15 protein-coding genes are annotated in these 15,326 nt (G+C 53.1%); all 15 read right to left on the minus strand.

Annotation, left to right across the window (positions count from 1 at the left end; all coding sequences use genetic code 11):
* Positions 1–170: 170 nt before the first annotated feature.
* The 15 genes from wecG to trxA all read right to left on the minus strand — a co-directional run bounded on the left by wecG (position 171) and on the right by trxA (position 15,215).
* Positions 171–911, minus strand: coding sequence for a lipopolysaccharide N-acetylmannosaminouronosyltransferase (wecG, locus tag J4650_RS20630; RefSeq protein WP_023994051.1), 741 nt, complete (start codon positions 909–911; stop codon positions 171–173).
* Positions 908–2,266 carry an ECA oligosaccharide polymerase gene (gene wzyE, locus J4650_RS20635; protein ID WP_000055605.1) on the minus strand — a complete coding sequence of 453 codons (1,359 nt, stop codon included), beginning with the start codon at positions 2,264–2,266 and terminating at the stop codon, positions 908–910. The genes wecG and wzyE overlap by 4 nt, the downstream gene beginning before the upstream one ends.
* Positions 2,263–3,342 carry a TDP-N-acetylfucosamine:lipid II N-acetylfucosaminyltransferase gene (locus J4650_RS20640; RefSeq protein WP_017442080.1) on the minus strand — a complete coding sequence of 360 codons (1,080 nt, stop codon included), beginning with the start codon at positions 3,340–3,342 and terminating at the stop codon, positions 2,263–2,265. Before J4650_RS20640 ends, wzyE begins: the two co-directional genes overlap by 4 nt.
* Positions 3,339–4,589: a lipid III flippase WzxE gene (gene wzxE / locus J4650_RS20645; protein ID WP_000050285.1), complete on the minus strand. Its 1,251-nt coding sequence runs from the start codon at positions 4,587–4,589 to the stop codon at positions 3,339–3,341. The genes J4650_RS20640 and wzxE overlap by 4 nt, the downstream gene beginning before the upstream one ends.
* A gap of 1 nt (position 4,590) precedes the next feature.
* Positions 4,591–5,721, minus strand: a complete 1,131-nt coding sequence (gene rffA / locus J4650_RS20650; RefSeq protein ID WP_000612080.1) for a dTDP-4-amino-4,6-dideoxygalactose transaminase — start codon at positions 5,719–5,721, stop codon at positions 4,591–4,593.
* A 4-nt stretch (positions 5,722–5,725) separates the two neighbouring features.
* Positions 5,726–6,403: a dTDP-4-amino-4,6-dideoxy-D-galactose acyltransferase gene (rffC, locus tag J4650_RS20655; protein ID WP_001145154.1), complete on the minus strand. Its 678-nt coding sequence runs from the start codon at positions 6,401–6,403 to the stop codon at positions 5,726–5,728.
* Positions 6,381–7,262 (minus strand): glucose-1-phosphate thymidylyltransferase RfbA, encoded by an 882-nt coding sequence (gene rfbA / locus J4650_RS20660; protein WP_000676077.1) that lies wholly within the window; start codon positions 7,260–7,262, stop codon positions 6,381–6,383. Before rfbA ends, rffC begins: the two co-directional genes overlap by 23 nt.
* Before the next feature lie 32 nt (positions 7,263–7,294).
* Entirely contained in the window at positions 7,295–8,362 is a 1,068-nt protein-coding gene (gene rffG, locus J4650_RS20665; protein ID WP_023994052.1) for a dTDP-glucose 4,6-dehydratase, read from the minus strand.
* Complete coding sequence (wecC, locus tag J4650_RS20670) at positions 8,362–9,624, minus strand: UDP-N-acetyl-D-mannosamine dehydrogenase (RefSeq protein WP_000011236.1); 1,263 nt, start codon at positions 9,622–9,624, stop codon at positions 8,362–8,364. Before wecC ends, rffG begins: the two co-directional genes overlap by 1 nt.
* Positions 9,621–10,751: a UDP-N-acetylglucosamine 2-epimerase (non-hydrolyzing) gene (gene wecB / locus J4650_RS20675; RefSeq protein ID WP_000866676.1), complete on the minus strand. Its 1,131-nt coding sequence runs from the start codon at positions 10,749–10,751 to the stop codon at positions 9,621–9,623. Before wecB ends, wecC begins: the two co-directional genes overlap by 4 nt.
* 55 nt (positions 10,752–10,806) lie before the next feature.
* Complete coding sequence (wzzE, locus tag J4650_RS20680; RefSeq protein WP_000193420.1) at positions 10,807–11,853, minus strand: ECA polysaccharide chain length modulation protein; 1,047 nt, start codon at positions 11,851–11,853, stop codon at positions 10,807–10,809.
* 11 nt (positions 11,854–11,864) lie between these two features.
* Complete coding sequence (gene wecA, locus J4650_RS20685; protein ID WP_001050948.1) at positions 11,865–12,968, minus strand: UDP-N-acetylglucosamine--undecaprenyl-phosphate N-acetylglucosaminephosphotransferase; 1,104 nt, start codon at positions 12,966–12,968, stop codon at positions 11,865–11,867.
* A 239-nt stretch (positions 12,969–13,207) separates the two neighbouring features.
* On the minus strand, positions 13,208–14,467 hold the full coding sequence (rho, locus tag J4650_RS20690) for a transcription termination factor Rho (protein WP_001054532.1): 1,260 nt from the start codon (positions 14,465–14,467) through the stop codon (positions 13,208–13,210).
* 87 nt (positions 14,468–14,554) lie between these two features.
* On the minus strand, positions 14,555–14,638 hold the full coding sequence (locus J4650_RS20695) for a rho operon leader peptide (protein ID WP_134820045.1): 84 nt from the start codon (positions 14,636–14,638) through the stop codon (positions 14,555–14,557).
* 247 nt (positions 14,639–14,885) lie between these two features.
* On the minus strand, positions 14,886–15,215 hold the full coding sequence (trxA, locus tag J4650_RS20700) for a thioredoxin TrxA (RefSeq protein ID WP_001280776.1): 330 nt from the start codon (positions 15,213–15,215) through the stop codon (positions 14,886–14,888).
* Positions 15,216–15,326 lie beyond the last annotated feature (111 nt).

Genomic DNA, 15,326 nt, shown 5'->3' on the forward strand with positions numbered 1-15,326 from the left:
ACCGGTTATTGTTATGGGTACATCGATTGTTGCGAATATTTTCTTAAATTTGGACAAATGGCAAATGGAGCATTAAAAAAATGCATTTATTGTGTAAGAAATCATCGATTATGTTGTAAATGAGCAGCGCCATAAGCACAATCCGCTGCTCAAGTCATCAGAAGGGAGAATTAGAGATCGCCAGTATAGTGCCAGCGAAGGTAGCGCAGCAGACGCATCTGGCGGGTAATACGCTTCGGTTGCGAAAGCAGACGATACAACCACTCCAGCCCCAGGTTCTGCCATATTTTTGGGGCGCGTTTGACGTGACCGGTAAACACATCATAGGTCCCGCCCACCCCCATATATAACGCATGGGGATGCACTTCCCGACAATCGCGCATGAGTAATTCCTGTTTTGGCGATCCCATCGCGACGGTGACAATTTTCGCGCCGCTGACATGGATACGCGCAAATAGCGCCTGACGCTGCTCCGGCGTAAAGTAACCATCCTGGCTACCCACAATATTGACGTTCCACTGCGTCCGCAGTTTTGCTTCCGCCTGCGCCAGCACCTCAGGCTTGCCGCCGACAAGAAATACCGGCGTGCCTTCTTTCCCCGCACGCGCCATTAACGCTTCCCAAAGGTCGGCGCCAGCCACACGAGAAACCTGCGCCTGCGGAAATTTTTTACGTATTGAACGCACCACGCTGATGCCATCGGCATATTTAAATTCCGCCGCTGCTATCAACGCGCGGACTTCCGGATTATCTTCCGCCGTCAGCAGCTTTTCGGCGTTGATCGCCACCAACGTGCCTTGCTTCAGTTGACCATCGGCAAACAGATAATTCAGCGCGTGTGACATGTCGCGCCAGCCAATCAGAGGTAATCCACGCAGCGAGTAAAGGGGCGCAGCGGCATTATTGGTCATAGTTTTCCTTCCACCTGTGCCTGAGGGAGCGAAGTTGTACGTTTATGAATCAGTCCGGCGCTATCAAATAACCAGAACAGAAGCTTAGCGACCAGCAGGCTGGCGCCAAAAACCACCAGGAAGAAAACCACGCGCGAAACAAACGAATCCAGCCCTTCTCGCGCCAGCACAATCATATTAAAGATGGCGCCAAAGCAGAAACTGTGCAGAATCGCCGCCTTATAGCGATTGGGCTCCCGGTTACCCAGTTCATACAGCCAGTCGAACCATTTGATAATCAGCCCGACGACGATCGCGCCGAGCGGAATAAACAGCGCCCCGCCCATGACCACCAGCGATCCAATAAGCGTTGGCGATATCGCCAGGCCAGAATGGTTGTTCAGGACTTCCCAGGTGAAGTAATTCGCAGAGTTCAGCACGATACTGGGTCGTCCCGGCCATAACCAGGTGGGAATAAAGACGTAGAAATCACGCACGATAGGGGCCAGCCCCTGAAAATCGATATTGTGGTAATTTTGCAACAGCAGCGCCAGATTCTCCCACGGCGAAAAGGTATCGCGCGTCAGATAAAGAAACGTATAGAACGCCTCATCGCCGCTCACATTTAATCCGTAGCGTTTGAGCGCCAGCCAGAACATACCGACAATCCCCAGCACGCCCGCCGCTGCCAGCATCCACAGGCTGATCCAGCCCCGAATAATGCCGATAAACAGGAAGATAGCAAACGCAATAATGATGTTAGCGCGCGTGCCGCCGACAATCATGTAGGTCAACAAACCAAACGCGACGGTGCTCACCAGAAAAAACAGCCACGCTTTGCTGTCCTGGCGCAGGAAATAGACCACCAGCATCGCCGGAATGAAGAAATAGAAGAACCGTTTTAACGCCACGCCGGAGACTTCGCTGGAAAAGATCTGGCTGTAGGAGTGCAGCCGGAACAGCAAAAAGCCGTTATGCATAAAGAAAATCGCCACGCTCACCAGCGCGATGCCCATCAGGATCACCCAGGTAAGGTGGGTTTCCACCCGGTTCATGGTAAATAGCGGCTTGCGTGGTACATCCACAACGCGTTTGCGTAAACGCGTTTTATAGGTCACGTAATACACGCCGTAGAAACAGGCGGCGGATAATAGAGCCTGCAATAAGATTTCCGGCGGCGCGACGCCAACGTCGAAACGAAATACCAGCACGCTGGTTAGCGGAAAACCAAAAAAGAAGGTCAACAAAAACAGCAACGAAAAGAAAACGTTGAAGTTAAAACGCACGCGGCGGAATTCAAACCAGGTCAGCGTGGCGATAAACAGCGTAGAGAGCAGCCAGACCACCAGCAGCCCGCTGAATTGCATTAAACTCATTCGGCTTCTCCTGCGGCGATTCTCAACGCATTATGCCACGGTTGCAGGTAGTTGGGGCTAAAGAAGGTGATGCCGCTTTTATCTACCGATGCGAGCTGACGCTGCGCCTCGCGCACGACCTGCTCATTAAGATCGTCCGTGGTAAACAGGACGGGCAGATGCTGTTCCGCCATATCCTGCCAGAAAGGATTGTCGCGGTTCAGTACGCACGGGATATCGGCCTGAATTAGCAGACACAACGTCCCGATCCCCTGTTGGCGGGCAAAAATAAAATAACCGAGGTCGCACTGGCGCAACAGCGCAAGATAGGTATCAAATTCCATTTTTTCGCTAAGAATTTGTAGATTTTCGGCGCTAAATAGCGCCAGACCGGCCTGACGAACCTCATCAATATAGGCCTGGTTATTGGCCGGATAGCCCATCGGCACCACCACGTTTACCGTGTCGCCAAACTGCTGATACACCGCCCGTAACGCCGCAATATGTTGGTTACTGCGATCGCCGGAGTTCCCTACCAAAATGGTCAATTTCCCCGCACGTTGGCGCTCTTTTGCCATAGCATTCAGGGAAGGATCCATGCGCGTCGGGAAATAGAGCAACTCGCCGCGTACGTCCGGATGCTGGCGCGCAAAATAGCTGAGATCGCCGCGCGTCGCGAATACGCACCCTACTCGCCCCTGCGCGATACGACGAAGCGGATAGAAAAGGCGGAATTTCAGCCCGTGGGACACTTCGTAGAGATCCGCGCCCCAGATATGCCAGTAAAACTGAGCTGGCTTAATACCGCCGCTTAACAGCGCCAGCCACAGGCTGGTGTTGAACTGACCGTGAAAGAAGAATCTCTGTCGACGATTTGCTTTCGCTTTGGCGATGACCGCCTGCGCCAACGCTTTCTTACTGCCATAAAAACGAAGCGAGAGCGCCGGACAGCTTTCCGTGAAACCGTTATCTTCGCCGGCAACCATAAATTCGCGCGCGTGCTCGCTTGTGGCGGCCAGCGTATCATTGAAAAACCGCAGCACGGTGTGGTTATGGTGAGGGATATCCGATCCCAGGACGTGAATCAGTACAGTCATGCTCGCCTACGCCAGAGTAAAAATACGCCGCAACAAAGTGAAAAATAGACAATATAGGTGGCCATATAAGCCTGTGCCGCACCCAGCGCGCCGTGAGCGGGAATCAGCCAGTGAGCAAACGCCGTTAACAGAATGAACTGACTAATTTCGGCCAGAATGTAAAATCGCAACGACGCTTTGGCAATCACCAGATAACCGAAAACATAGGCGCCGACTTTCAGCACGTCGCCCACTAACTGCCAGGCGAACAGATCGCGCATCGCGGTGAATTTGGCGGAAAAAAGCAGCCAGATAGCAAAATCGCGCAGTAGCCAGACGGTAAAACTCGCCGCCGCAACCGCCGGTAAAACAAATTTCAGCGCTTTTACTACTTCGCGCGTAATGTCCTGTTTTTCCGTCAGGCGTGAGAGCGTGGGTAACAGGTAAACGCTGAAGGAGGCGGTGATAAATTGCAGATAGGCGTCAGAAATGCTGCTTACGCCCTGCCAGATCCCGACATCGCTCCAGCTATAGTGCGCGGCCAGTTGGTTTCGCATCATCACATAGGCAACCGGCATCGTAACGGAGGTAATCAGCGCCATCAGGGTAAATTTACTGAGCTGCCCTGCCAGACCATTGTCCCAGGAGGGCTTGAGATAGCGTAGCGGGACGGTGCCGCGCTTAATCAGTATTATACCGGCTGGCACTACCACCAGCGCCGGCACCAGCGCCAGACCAAGCAGAGCACCTTCATAGCCGCCGACACGGTAGCAGAGATACCAAGCGGCGACGCCCAAAAAGCTGCCGACAATTAACGATAAGGCATTACCCGACGCGTCACGAAAGCCCTTCATTAGCGCCAGCAGCAGGTTCGCCCAGGCGATCCCCATTTGTACCAGCGCAACCAGACGCACCAGCCCTTGATAATCCGTGTGACCGAACAATCCCTGGCTAATCGGTGCCGCCGCCAGCAGGAAGACCAGCGCCAGCAGCGTAGAGAACCCCAATACCATCGCGGAGGAGGTTCCTACCACGGTACGTAACTGCGCCGGGTCATCATGATGTTGTGCGACGAGTTTGGTAACGCCGTTAAATATCCCGGCACCAGCCAATACGCCCAGCACGGTGATCATCTGGCGGAAGTTACCCGCTTGTCCGACGCCCGCCGGACCAAAAGAGACGGCCAGTAGTTTCACCACCAGCAGTCCGGCGCCAATTTTTACCAGCGTACTGACCGCCGTCCACAGGGAGGCTTTAGCAAGCGACATATCAGGAGAAATAATTTAGCAAGGTAGTAATCACCGTTCGTTGATCGACGGGCGCAAGGTTATAAAACAGCGGCAGACGCAACAAACGTTCGCTCTCTTTTGTGGTGTAGACATCGTCCCCGATAAACTCGCCGAATTTATCGCCCGCCGGACAATCATGCAGCGGAATGTAATGGAATACCGCCATGATTTCCGCCTCTTTCAGGAAATTAATCAGCGCGCTGCGATCGGCGATATCCCGCAGTTTGATGTAAAACATGTGGGCATTATGCCCGCAGTTTTCCGGAATAGAAGGCAGCTCGATACGCCCGGCGCGCGCCAGCGGCGTTAACGCATCGTAGTAAGTCTGCCACAGCGACAGACGCTGTTGATTGATACGATCGGCGGCCTCCAGTTGCGCCCACAGATAGGCAGCCTGCAGATCGGACATCAAATAACTGGAGCCGATATCCCGCCAGGTGTATTTGTCCACCTGACCACGGAAGAACTGGCTACGGTTGGTGCCTTTTTCGCGGATGATCTCCGCGCGTTCAATTAGCGTACGATCGTTGATCAGCGTCGCGCCGCCTTCGCCGCCAGCGGTGTAATTTTTGGTTTCATGGAAGCTAAAACAGCCGATGTGACCGATCGTCCCTAATGCGCGCCCTTTGTACGTGGACATCACACCCTGGGCGGCATCCTCGACAACGAACAGATTATACTTATCCGCCAGCGCCATGATGACGTCCATTTCACAAGCGACGCCAGCGTAGTGTACCGGCACGATAGCGCGGGTTTTATCAGTAATCGCCGCCTCAATCAGCGTTTCGTCAATATTCATCGTATCCGGACGAATATCGACAAACACAATTTTCGCGCCGCGCAGGACAAAAGCGTTAGCGGTGGAGACAAACGTAAAGCTCGGCATGATCACTTCATCGCCGGGCTGAATATCCAACAACAGAGCCGCCATCTCCAGCGATGCGGTACAGGAAGGCGTTAGCAACACCTTCGCGCTGCCGAAATGTTGCTCCAGCCACTGCTGGCAACGACGCGTAAAGCCGCCGTCGCCGCACAGTTTGCCGCTGCTCATTGCAGACTGCATGTATTCGAGTTCGGTTCCCACCACCGGCGGCGCATTAAAAGGAATCATGTTGTCACCTGTATAACCAGTACGCAGTGCTTTCGATGTTGGCACCGCTTTGTATGTAACGTTTAAGCGCGGCGGTGTTGCCCAACTGGGTCGCCACCCGCAATGTTGCTTTGCCGCGACTCTGCGCCCAACAGATCGCCGCCTGCATAAGTTCCGCTCCCGCGCCGCGTCCGGCCAACAGACCGATGCGCGCGTCGGTATCATTCAATTCCCGCAGCGAGACGTAACCGCGGATAGCGCCTGTCTCCGTGCGAAGCACCAGGCATTGGTGATCAAACGTGCCGCGTACCGCATTCTCAATCCACTGGGCGTAAAAACGGGCGCTGGCGTCGGGCGCATACCACGGCGCGCGAAAACGACTCTGCGTAAACGCCTCTCCGGCCAACTGACGCAAAGCAGGAATGTCTTTCAGATGTGCAATTTCCGCGCCATGCTGGTCGCGATGCCCTTTTACCGGCAACGCAAAATCCACCTCGCCTTCAACCAAAGAGAATCCCAGCGATTGCAACGCCGACAGCCAGGCGATGTTTTCAGCCGGCACTTTTACCTGCACGCGTTGCCACGCCTGCAGCGCTTCTGGCGTTAATTCGGGCGCTGAGGCATCGATACGCACAATGCCGCTATTCACGCCAAAAAACGTATTTTCCCAGAGTAACGGTTCAATACTGGCGCGGACGGGCACGGAGCAACTCCAGTAAATATTGGCCATAGCCGGTTTTTTCAAGCTGACTGGCAGCGCGTTTCAAACCATCATCATCCAGCCAGCCGTTGCGCCAGGCAATCTCCTCCAGACAGGCAATTTTGAAGCCCTGGCGCTTTTCCACCGTCTGCACAAAAGTGCTCGCCTCAATCAGACTGTCGTGGGTGCCCGTATCCAACCAGGCAAAGCCGCGGCCCAGCAGTTCAACGGTCAGCTTACCTTCCTCCAGATACATCTGGTTGATAGAAGTGATCTCCAGCTCGCCACGCCCGGACGGTTTCACGCGCTTCGCATACTCGACGACCTTGCTGTCATAGAAATAGAGGCCGGTGACCGCCCAGTTAGATTTAGGCTGTTTCGGCTTTTCTTCCAGCGAGAGCGCGCGAAAATCATCGTCAAACTCCACGACGCCAAAGCGTTCCGGGTCCATGACCTGATAGCCAAATACCGTAGCGCCTTCGGTACGCGCCGCGACCTGACGGAGTTTGGGGCTAAAACCCTGACCAAAAAAGATATTGTCGCCCAATACCAGGCATGAGGGTTCACCGTTGAGGAACGTTTCGCCAATGATGAAGGCCTGCGCCAGCCCGTCCGGACTGGGCTGCTCGGCATAATGTAAATCGATACCGAATGCTGCGCCGTCGCCCAACAAACGCTGAAAGTCGCGTTTATCCTCCGGCGTGGTGATGATCAAGATCTCACGAATACCCGCCAGCATTAGCACCGATAACGGATAGTAAATCATCGGTTTGTCGTAGACGGGCAGAAGCTGCTTTGATACGCCGCGCGTAATGGGATGCAACCGGGTACCGGAACCTCCCGCCAGAATGATGCCTTTCATTCGTTTCTCCTCCAGGAGTAAGAACCTGTCGTTTAGCGTTTCAGTCCTAAGCGTTCGCCCTGATAACTGCCATCCTGCACGGGTTTCCACCAGGCCTCATTGGCGAGATACCACTGAACGGTTTTTCGCATCCCACTTTCGAAGGTTTCCTGCGGCGTCCAGCCCAGCTCGCGGGCGATTTTCGACGCGTCGATGGCATAGCGTAAGTCATGGCCGGGTCGATCGTCGACGAAGGTAATCAGATCGTGATAATTCGCCACACCCTGCGGTTTTTGCGGGGCCAGTTCCTCCAACAGAGCGCAGATCGTCCTGACCACATCCAGATTTTTACGTTCGTTATGACCGCCGATATTATACGTTTCGCCCACCGCGCCGTTCGTCACCACGTGATACAACGCACGGGCATGATCCTCTACATACAGCCAGTCGCGAATTTGCTGACCGTTGCCATAGACCGGCAATGGTTTACCCGCCAGCGCGTTCAGAATCATCAGCGGGATCAGTTTTTCCGGGAAATGGTAGGGCCCGTAGTTATTAGAGCAGTTGGTGACAAGCGTAGGCAGACCGTAGGTACGTAACCAGGCGCGTACCAGATGGTCGCTGCTGGCTTTGGAGGCGGAATAAGGGCTGCTTGGCGCATATGGCGTGGTTTCGGTGAAGAAATCGTCTGCAGTATGCAGATCGCCATACACTTCATCGGTGGAGATATGGTGGAAGCGGAACGCCGCTTTAGCGTCCGCGTCAAGCGCGGACCAGTAAGCGCGAGCGGCTTCCAGCAAGGTGTAAGTACCAGCGATATTCGTTTCAATAAACGCCGCCGGGCCGTCGATGGAACGGTCTACATGGCTTTCCGCCGCCAGGTGCATCACGCTATCGGGCTGATACTGCTGGAAAACTCGCTCCAGTGATGCCCGATCGCAGATATCCACCTTCTCAAAGGCGAAACGGTCGCTTTGCGCCACCGACGCCAGAGACATCAGGTTGCCCGCATAGGTGAGTTTATCCACCACCACCACCGCGTCTGCCGTTTCATGGATGATATGCCGCACCACCGCAGATCCGATAAAGCCTGCGCCGCCGGTCACCAGAATGCGTTTCATCAGCGCCAGACTCCTTTGGTATCAACCACATAACGTTGATGAACCGCATCGCCGGGAATCGCTTTAAATTCGTCGTGATCGACCAGCATCACCAGCACATCGGCGGCGGCCAGCGCCGCGTCCAGTTTCGCCAGCGTACAAAGTCCGTCCAATTTTTTCGGCAACTGACGGATATTCGGTTCGACGACCAGGGTTTCGCCGCTGTGCCAGCGGGCGATACTTTGCGCGATCCCCATCGCCGGGCTTTCGCGCAGATCGTCGATATTCGGCTTAAAGGCCAGCCCAAAACAGGCGATTTTCACTTCGCTGGCGCGTTTATCGGTGGCCGCCAGGCAATCTGCGACCGCGGCTTTTACCTGATCGACCACCCAGTGCGGTTTGCCGTCGTTCACTTCACGCGCGGTGCGAATCAGTCTCGCCTGCTGCGGATTTTGCGCCACAATAAACCACGGATCGACCGCAATGCAGTGCCCTCCAACGCCTGGGCCCGGCTGCAAAATATTGACGCGCGGATGGCGGTTCGCCAGGCGGATCAATTCCCAGACGTTAATCCCCTGTTCGGCGCAAATCAGCGACAATTCATTCGCAAAGGCGATATTCACATCACGGAAGCTATTTTCCGTCAGTTTGCACATCTCCGCGGTGCGCGAGTTGGTGACAACGCATTCGCCCTCAAGGAAAATTTTGTACAGCGCGCTGGCGCGAGCCGAACATACTGGCGTCATACCGCCAATCACGCGGTCATTTTTAATGAGTTCCACCATCACCTGACCCGGCAGCACACGCTCCGGACAATAGGCGATATTCACGTCGGCCTGCTCGCCCGCCTGCTGGGGAAAGGTCAGATCCGGGCGCATCCCGGCCAGCCAGCCAGCCATTTGCTCCGTTGCGCCGACCGGCGATGTTGATTCCAGAATCACCAGTGCCCCTTTTTTTAATACCGGCGCAATGGATTTCGCCGCGGCTTCCACATAGGCCATATCAGGGTCGTGATCGCCTTTGAATGGCGTCGGCACGGCAATCAGGTACGCATCGGCCTCGACAGGTGTCGTCGTCGCACGCAGAAAGCCGCCTTCCACCGCCATCTTCACCACATTGCCCAACGCCGGCTCCACGATGTGAATTTCACCGCGATTTATGGTGTCTACCGCATGTTGGTTGATATCCACGCCGATAACCTGCTTCTGGCGGGAAGCAAAAGCGGCCGCAGTCGGTAATCCGATATACCCCAGCCCAATAACAGAAATGGTCGTAAAACTCATAACGATACCCGATAACTTTTTAACGCCTGTAAAATGCGCGCGCATGATTGCCCGTCACCATAAGGATTATGGGCGCGGCTCATGGTTTGATATTCATTTTCGTCGTGCAGCAGACGCATAACTTCCGCCACAATGCGCCGGGAGTCCGTGCCGATCAGTCTTACCGTACCAGCGGTAATGGCTTCCGGACGCTCTGTGGTTTCACGCATGACCAATACCGGCTTACCTAATGACGGCGCTTCTTCCTGAATACCGCCGGAATCGGTCAGAATGAGCCAGGCGTGATTCATCAGCCAGACAAAAGGTAAGTAGTCCTGCGGCTCAATCAGTACCACGTTTTCAACATGGCCGAGGATACGGTTGACAGGTTCGCTGACGTTGGGATTGAGATGCACCGGATAGACAATTTGCACATTCTGGTTCGCGGCGGCGATTTCCGCCAGCGCCTGGCAGATATGCTCAAAGCCCTGACCAAAGCTTTCACGCCGATGACCGGTCACCAAAATCATCTTCTTATTCGCGTTGAGGAAAGGATACTGCTCGGCCAGTTCAGCCTGTAATGTATCGCTCGTCAGAACGCGATCGCGTACCCAGATCAGCGCGTCAATAACGGTATTGCCAGTGACAAAAATGCGCTCATCCGGAATGTTCTCCCGCAACAGATTCTGCCGCGAGTTTTCCGTCGGCGCAAAGTGGTACATCGCCAGATGTCCGGTCAGCGTGCGGTTTGCCTCTTCCGGCCAGGGGGAATAGAGATCGCCGGTTCGCAACCCGGCTTCTACGTGCCCTACCGGAATTCGTTGATAGAAAGCCGCCAGGCTGGTAGCAATCGTAGTGGTGGTATCTCCATGAACCAGCACCACATCAGGTTTAAAATCTGCCAGGATCGGCTTTAATCCCTCCAGAATTCGGCAGGTAATTTCCGTCAACCCCTGTCCCGGCTGCATAATGTTGAGATCGAAATCAGGCACAATAGAAAAAAGAGTTAATACCTGATCAAGCATCTCCCGATGCTGCGCAGTAACGCATACTTTGGCCTCGAAATGAGGATCTTTTTCCAGCGCATGGACCAGAGGCGCCATCTTAATGGCCTCCGGTCGTGTACCAAATACAGTCAGTACTTTCACATCGATTCTCTTCGAATAGACAGTAGGGGCCCAGCCCCCTACTGCAGAGGTGTTGCTAAATCGTGCGGCGACGGGTTAAGGCAACGCCCGCACCGATTAGCGCCCCAACGATACCCCACATGATCATCAGGAAGGCTCGGCGTGGGCTATCACGTTTTACCGGTTCTTCCGGCGTACGCAAATAACGATAGGTCTGAAAACGAGGGTCCAGGGTCGGCCCCACATTAAGCGTATTCAACATTGCCCGATTTTGAAAGTAGTCCAAATCGAACGCAGGGCCAACCGCTTGCAGATTTTCAAGACGCGCCTGCAACATAGGGCGACCGAGTAAAAAAAGCTCTGAGTCCGGTAATTCATCTGCCGGGACATCCGTCGCGCTACGAGAAATATTATGTTGTTCCGCAATTTTGAGCGCCTGCTCAATACTGTTTACACGACGCGAATAGATCGCTTTCGCAACCTCCTCCTGCCGTTTGACCTGGGCTTTCATCTGCACGGTACGCGCAGCCCAGGCACCTTTTAATTCATCATTCAGATGGCTCGCCGCCCGCTGGCTGGCGAATGCAACATACTGACGCAGCAAATTATTGGCGTCCGGCGCAGTTTCAGCAATCAGCTTCACATTGTCGTTGATGGCGCGTGTAAAATCGCCGGGCGTAAACTGTATGTTATTGATCAGTTCATCAAGCATTGCCGCATCAGCTTTGCTATTCCCGACCATTCGCTGCTTGTAATAGTCCGTCTGTAACCAGAAATCGCGACGCGTATCCCAGGAGGCAAGTTGCATGATGAACTCTTTATACGCTTCATCCATCACCGAGGGCTTATCGGAAGAAGAGGGATCGGTCTTAATATCCAGGTTGCGCAGAAACTGCTGCTGGGAGTAATAACCGCCCAACATATTTACGGTTGGGCGATCGGTGATCGCCGTCGCACTCCACTCCTGACGAGCAAAAAAGGTATAGGCTAACGCGATAAGGGCAAATAGCAGGCCAATGCCGATAATCCAGTATTTGCCAGCCCATAAAGTACGAAACAACCCGCGAATATCCAGTTCATTTTCAGCGCTCACCGCGCGTGCCCCCGGTAATGGTTGTGTCATCGTATCCTCATTTACTTGGTTAAGTTTGGCCGGTTCTTACGGTGCCTGCGCAGGCGACGCTTCACACGCTTAATAAATCTCGCCACCTTCCAGGCCCGCTTAATGCAGTAGCCATAGAGGAAGAATGCTAGCAAAAAGAGCACCAACATAACCCATTCAGGAACAAAATGAGAATATTCTGCAGCTACGCCTACTCCAGCCAGAATGGCGGCGGCAAGCGTAATCAGTACAAACGCCTGACGAGAGGTAAATCCGGCGCGCATGATAAGATGGTGAATGTGCTGACGATCAGGGGAAAAGGGGCTCATCCCTTTACGCAGACGGCGATACATAATCGCCACCATATCCATCAGCGGGATAGCGATAATCCATAGCGCGGTAACCGGACTGATAGGGTGAGTTTTCCCCTGCGTCGTTTCCAGTAAGATCCAGATAACGGTAAAACCAATCAGAGTACTACCGGCATCGCCCATAAAGACTTTATAACGCCGCCCCAAAATACCGAGATTAAGCATAATGTAAGGCAGAATCGCGGCAATCATGGCGAAGCACCATATTGCCAGGCTGGTTTGACCGTCAAACCATAAAATCAGCCCCATCGCCGCGAATGAGACGCTGGATAGCCCGCCCAACAGGCCGTCAATACCGTCCACCATATTGAAAGCGTTGATCGCCGCCCATACGGCAAACAGAGTAAGGAAATAGCCGAAGGGACCGAGCACCATCTCCCAGGAGCCAAAGATATAGCCGAGGCTGCTAAGATAGAGCTTACCGAATACCATCATAATGATACCGATCGCGGCCTGTATGGTCGCACGGATCTTTACGCTGATATCAAAACGGTCGTCCAGCGCACCGATAAGAACCAGTACGCCCGCACAAGAAAGATAAAGCGACGCATGAGGAATATAGTGGTCAACAATTCCGAATGTGAAGCAAATCCCTGCGTAAACCGAAATCCCTCCAACCAACGGTATCAGCCCCTGGTGGCGTTTACGAAAGTTGGGTTTATCCACTAAACCGATTTTTTTTGCGACCTTACGCGCAAAAAACAGGAACAGTGTCGTGAATAAAAAAATACTGATGAGATCAGTACTCACGGTCAGTAAATTCACAATGCGTGCTCTCAGATAAAATTAGTACCAGAAGTATAACCATGAAGACCTTTATTCAGAAGGGAAACCCTGCTCTGAATCAGGCAGAATTGTTTAAATATCAACCACACGATACCGATAACGAATAGAGGGCGAAGCCCTGACCCGGTTTATCATCATTTTGTAAATGTGTCGTTAAGATTACAGATATAAAACAAAAACGCCACGTAAAAACGTGGCGTTTTCAGGTAAAGACCAGGTTATGAGCGCTTCATCATCTCGAAAAAGTCGTCATTAGTTTTGGTCATCGCCAGTTTGTTAATGAGGAATTCCATCGCGTCAATTTCACCCATCGGATGGATGATTTTACGCAGGATCCACATTTTCTGCAGCTCTTCCTGAGTGGTGAGCAGCTCTTCTTTACGGGTACCGGAACGGTTGTAGTCGATAGCCGGGAAGACACGTTTTTCAGCGATCTTACGCGAGAGATGCAGCTCCATGTTACCGGTGCCTTTAAACTCTTCGTAGATAACTTCGTCCATCTTGGAACCGGTATCGATTAGCGCCGTCGCGATGATAGTCAGGCTACCGCCCTCTTCCACATTACGCGCCGCGCCGAAGAAACGCTTCGGACGATGCAGGGCGTTAGCATCCACACCACCGGTCAGTACTTTACCGGAAGCCGGCACCACGGTGTTGTAGGCACGCGCCAGACGGGTGATGGAGTCGAGCAGGATGATGACGTCTTTCTTGTGTTCAACCAGACGTTTCGCCTTCTCGATAACCATTTCGGCAACCTGAACGTGGCGGGATGCCGGTTCGTCAAAGGTAGAGGCAACAACTTCGCCTTTCACCAGACGCTGCATCTCGGTTACTTCTTCCGGACGTTCGTCAATCAGCAGCACCATCAGCACGCAGTCTGGGTGGTTATACGCGATGCTCTGCGCGATGTTCTGCAGCAGCATGGTTTTACCCGCCTTCGGCGGCGCGACAATCAGACCGCGCTGGCCGCGACCGATCGGCGAAGCCAGATCCAGAACGCGCGCCGTTAAGTCTTCGGTAGAACCGTTACCACGCTCCATACGCAGACGAGAGTTTGCGTGCAGCGGGGTTAAGTTCTCAAAGAGGATTTTGTTACGGGCGTTTTCCGGTTTGTCGTAGTTAACTTCGTTAACTTTCAACAGCGCAAAATAGCGTTCACCTTCTTTCGGCGGGCGAATCTTACCAGAAATGGTATCACCAGTGCGGAGGTTGAAACGGCGGATTTGGCTGGGGGAAACGTAGATATCATCAGGACCGGCGAGGTAGGAGCTGTCTGCAGAACGGAGGAAACCAAATCCATCCTGCAATATCTCCAGCACACCGTCGCCAAAGATATCTTCGCCACTCTTTGCGTGCTGCTTCAGGATGGCAAAAATAATGTCCTGCTTGCGCATACGGGCCAGGTTTTCCAGCCCCATACTTTCGCCGAGAGTGATCAGCTCAGAAACCGGCGTATTCTTTAATTCGGTAAGATTCATAATGGTGTGAGTTCTTAAACTTGGGGTAAATCTCGAACTTAATGTTGTGAATGGTATGGCAGGGTCATCCATGCCTGTTTACGGCTATCAACTCATGTCTGTTCGCTGTCTGGTCACAGGAAAGTACGCAGAACTGAAACGACAAGACGGAATGAGCGAAGAGCCAGGAATCTTTCCACTTCTCGTGCGAGAAAAAACGGGAAGTGACGGATAAAACCAGATTCAAACTTAATAAGGTATGTTTAATTCGAAGTCAATACTAACTTAGCACGACTCAGACCGGGCGTCCAGAGATCCTGACAATTTAAGAATAACGTAAGGACAACAGACGCCACGAAACTGCCTGATACCTTAATCATTCGTCGAATGACAGACGCCTGACCATACAGCGCCTTTGTCATTCGACGTATAAAAGGTATTACGCCAGATTGGCGTCGAGAAACTCTTTCAACTGACCTTTAGACAGTGCGCCTACTTTGGTTGCCGCCACTTCGCCGTTTTTAAACAGCAGCAGAGTCGGAATACCGCGGATGCCATATTTAGGCGCAGTACCAGGGTTCTGGTCAATGTTCAGTTTGGCAACGGTCAATTTGCCCTGATATTCGTCAGCGATTTCATCCAGAATCGGAGCGATCATTTTACACGGCCCGCACCACTCTGCCCAGAAATCAACGAGGATAGCCCCGTCCGCTTTGAGTACATCCGTGTCAAAACTGTCGTCAGTCAGGTGAATAATTTTATCGCTCATATATAACTCCACAGGAATAAGCCTGGCGTGTTGGTGTAGCATTAACCAACGAGGTGCTGATGTTAACTTCGCCAACAAAGGTTGACTTTATTTCACCGGATACGCTTTCGT

The organism is Salmonella sp. 32120201201600049SM (assembly GCF_017572835.1).
GTDB classification, from domain to species: domain Bacteria; phylum Pseudomonadota; class Gammaproteobacteria; order Enterobacterales; family Enterobacteriaceae; genus Salmonella; species Salmonella enterica.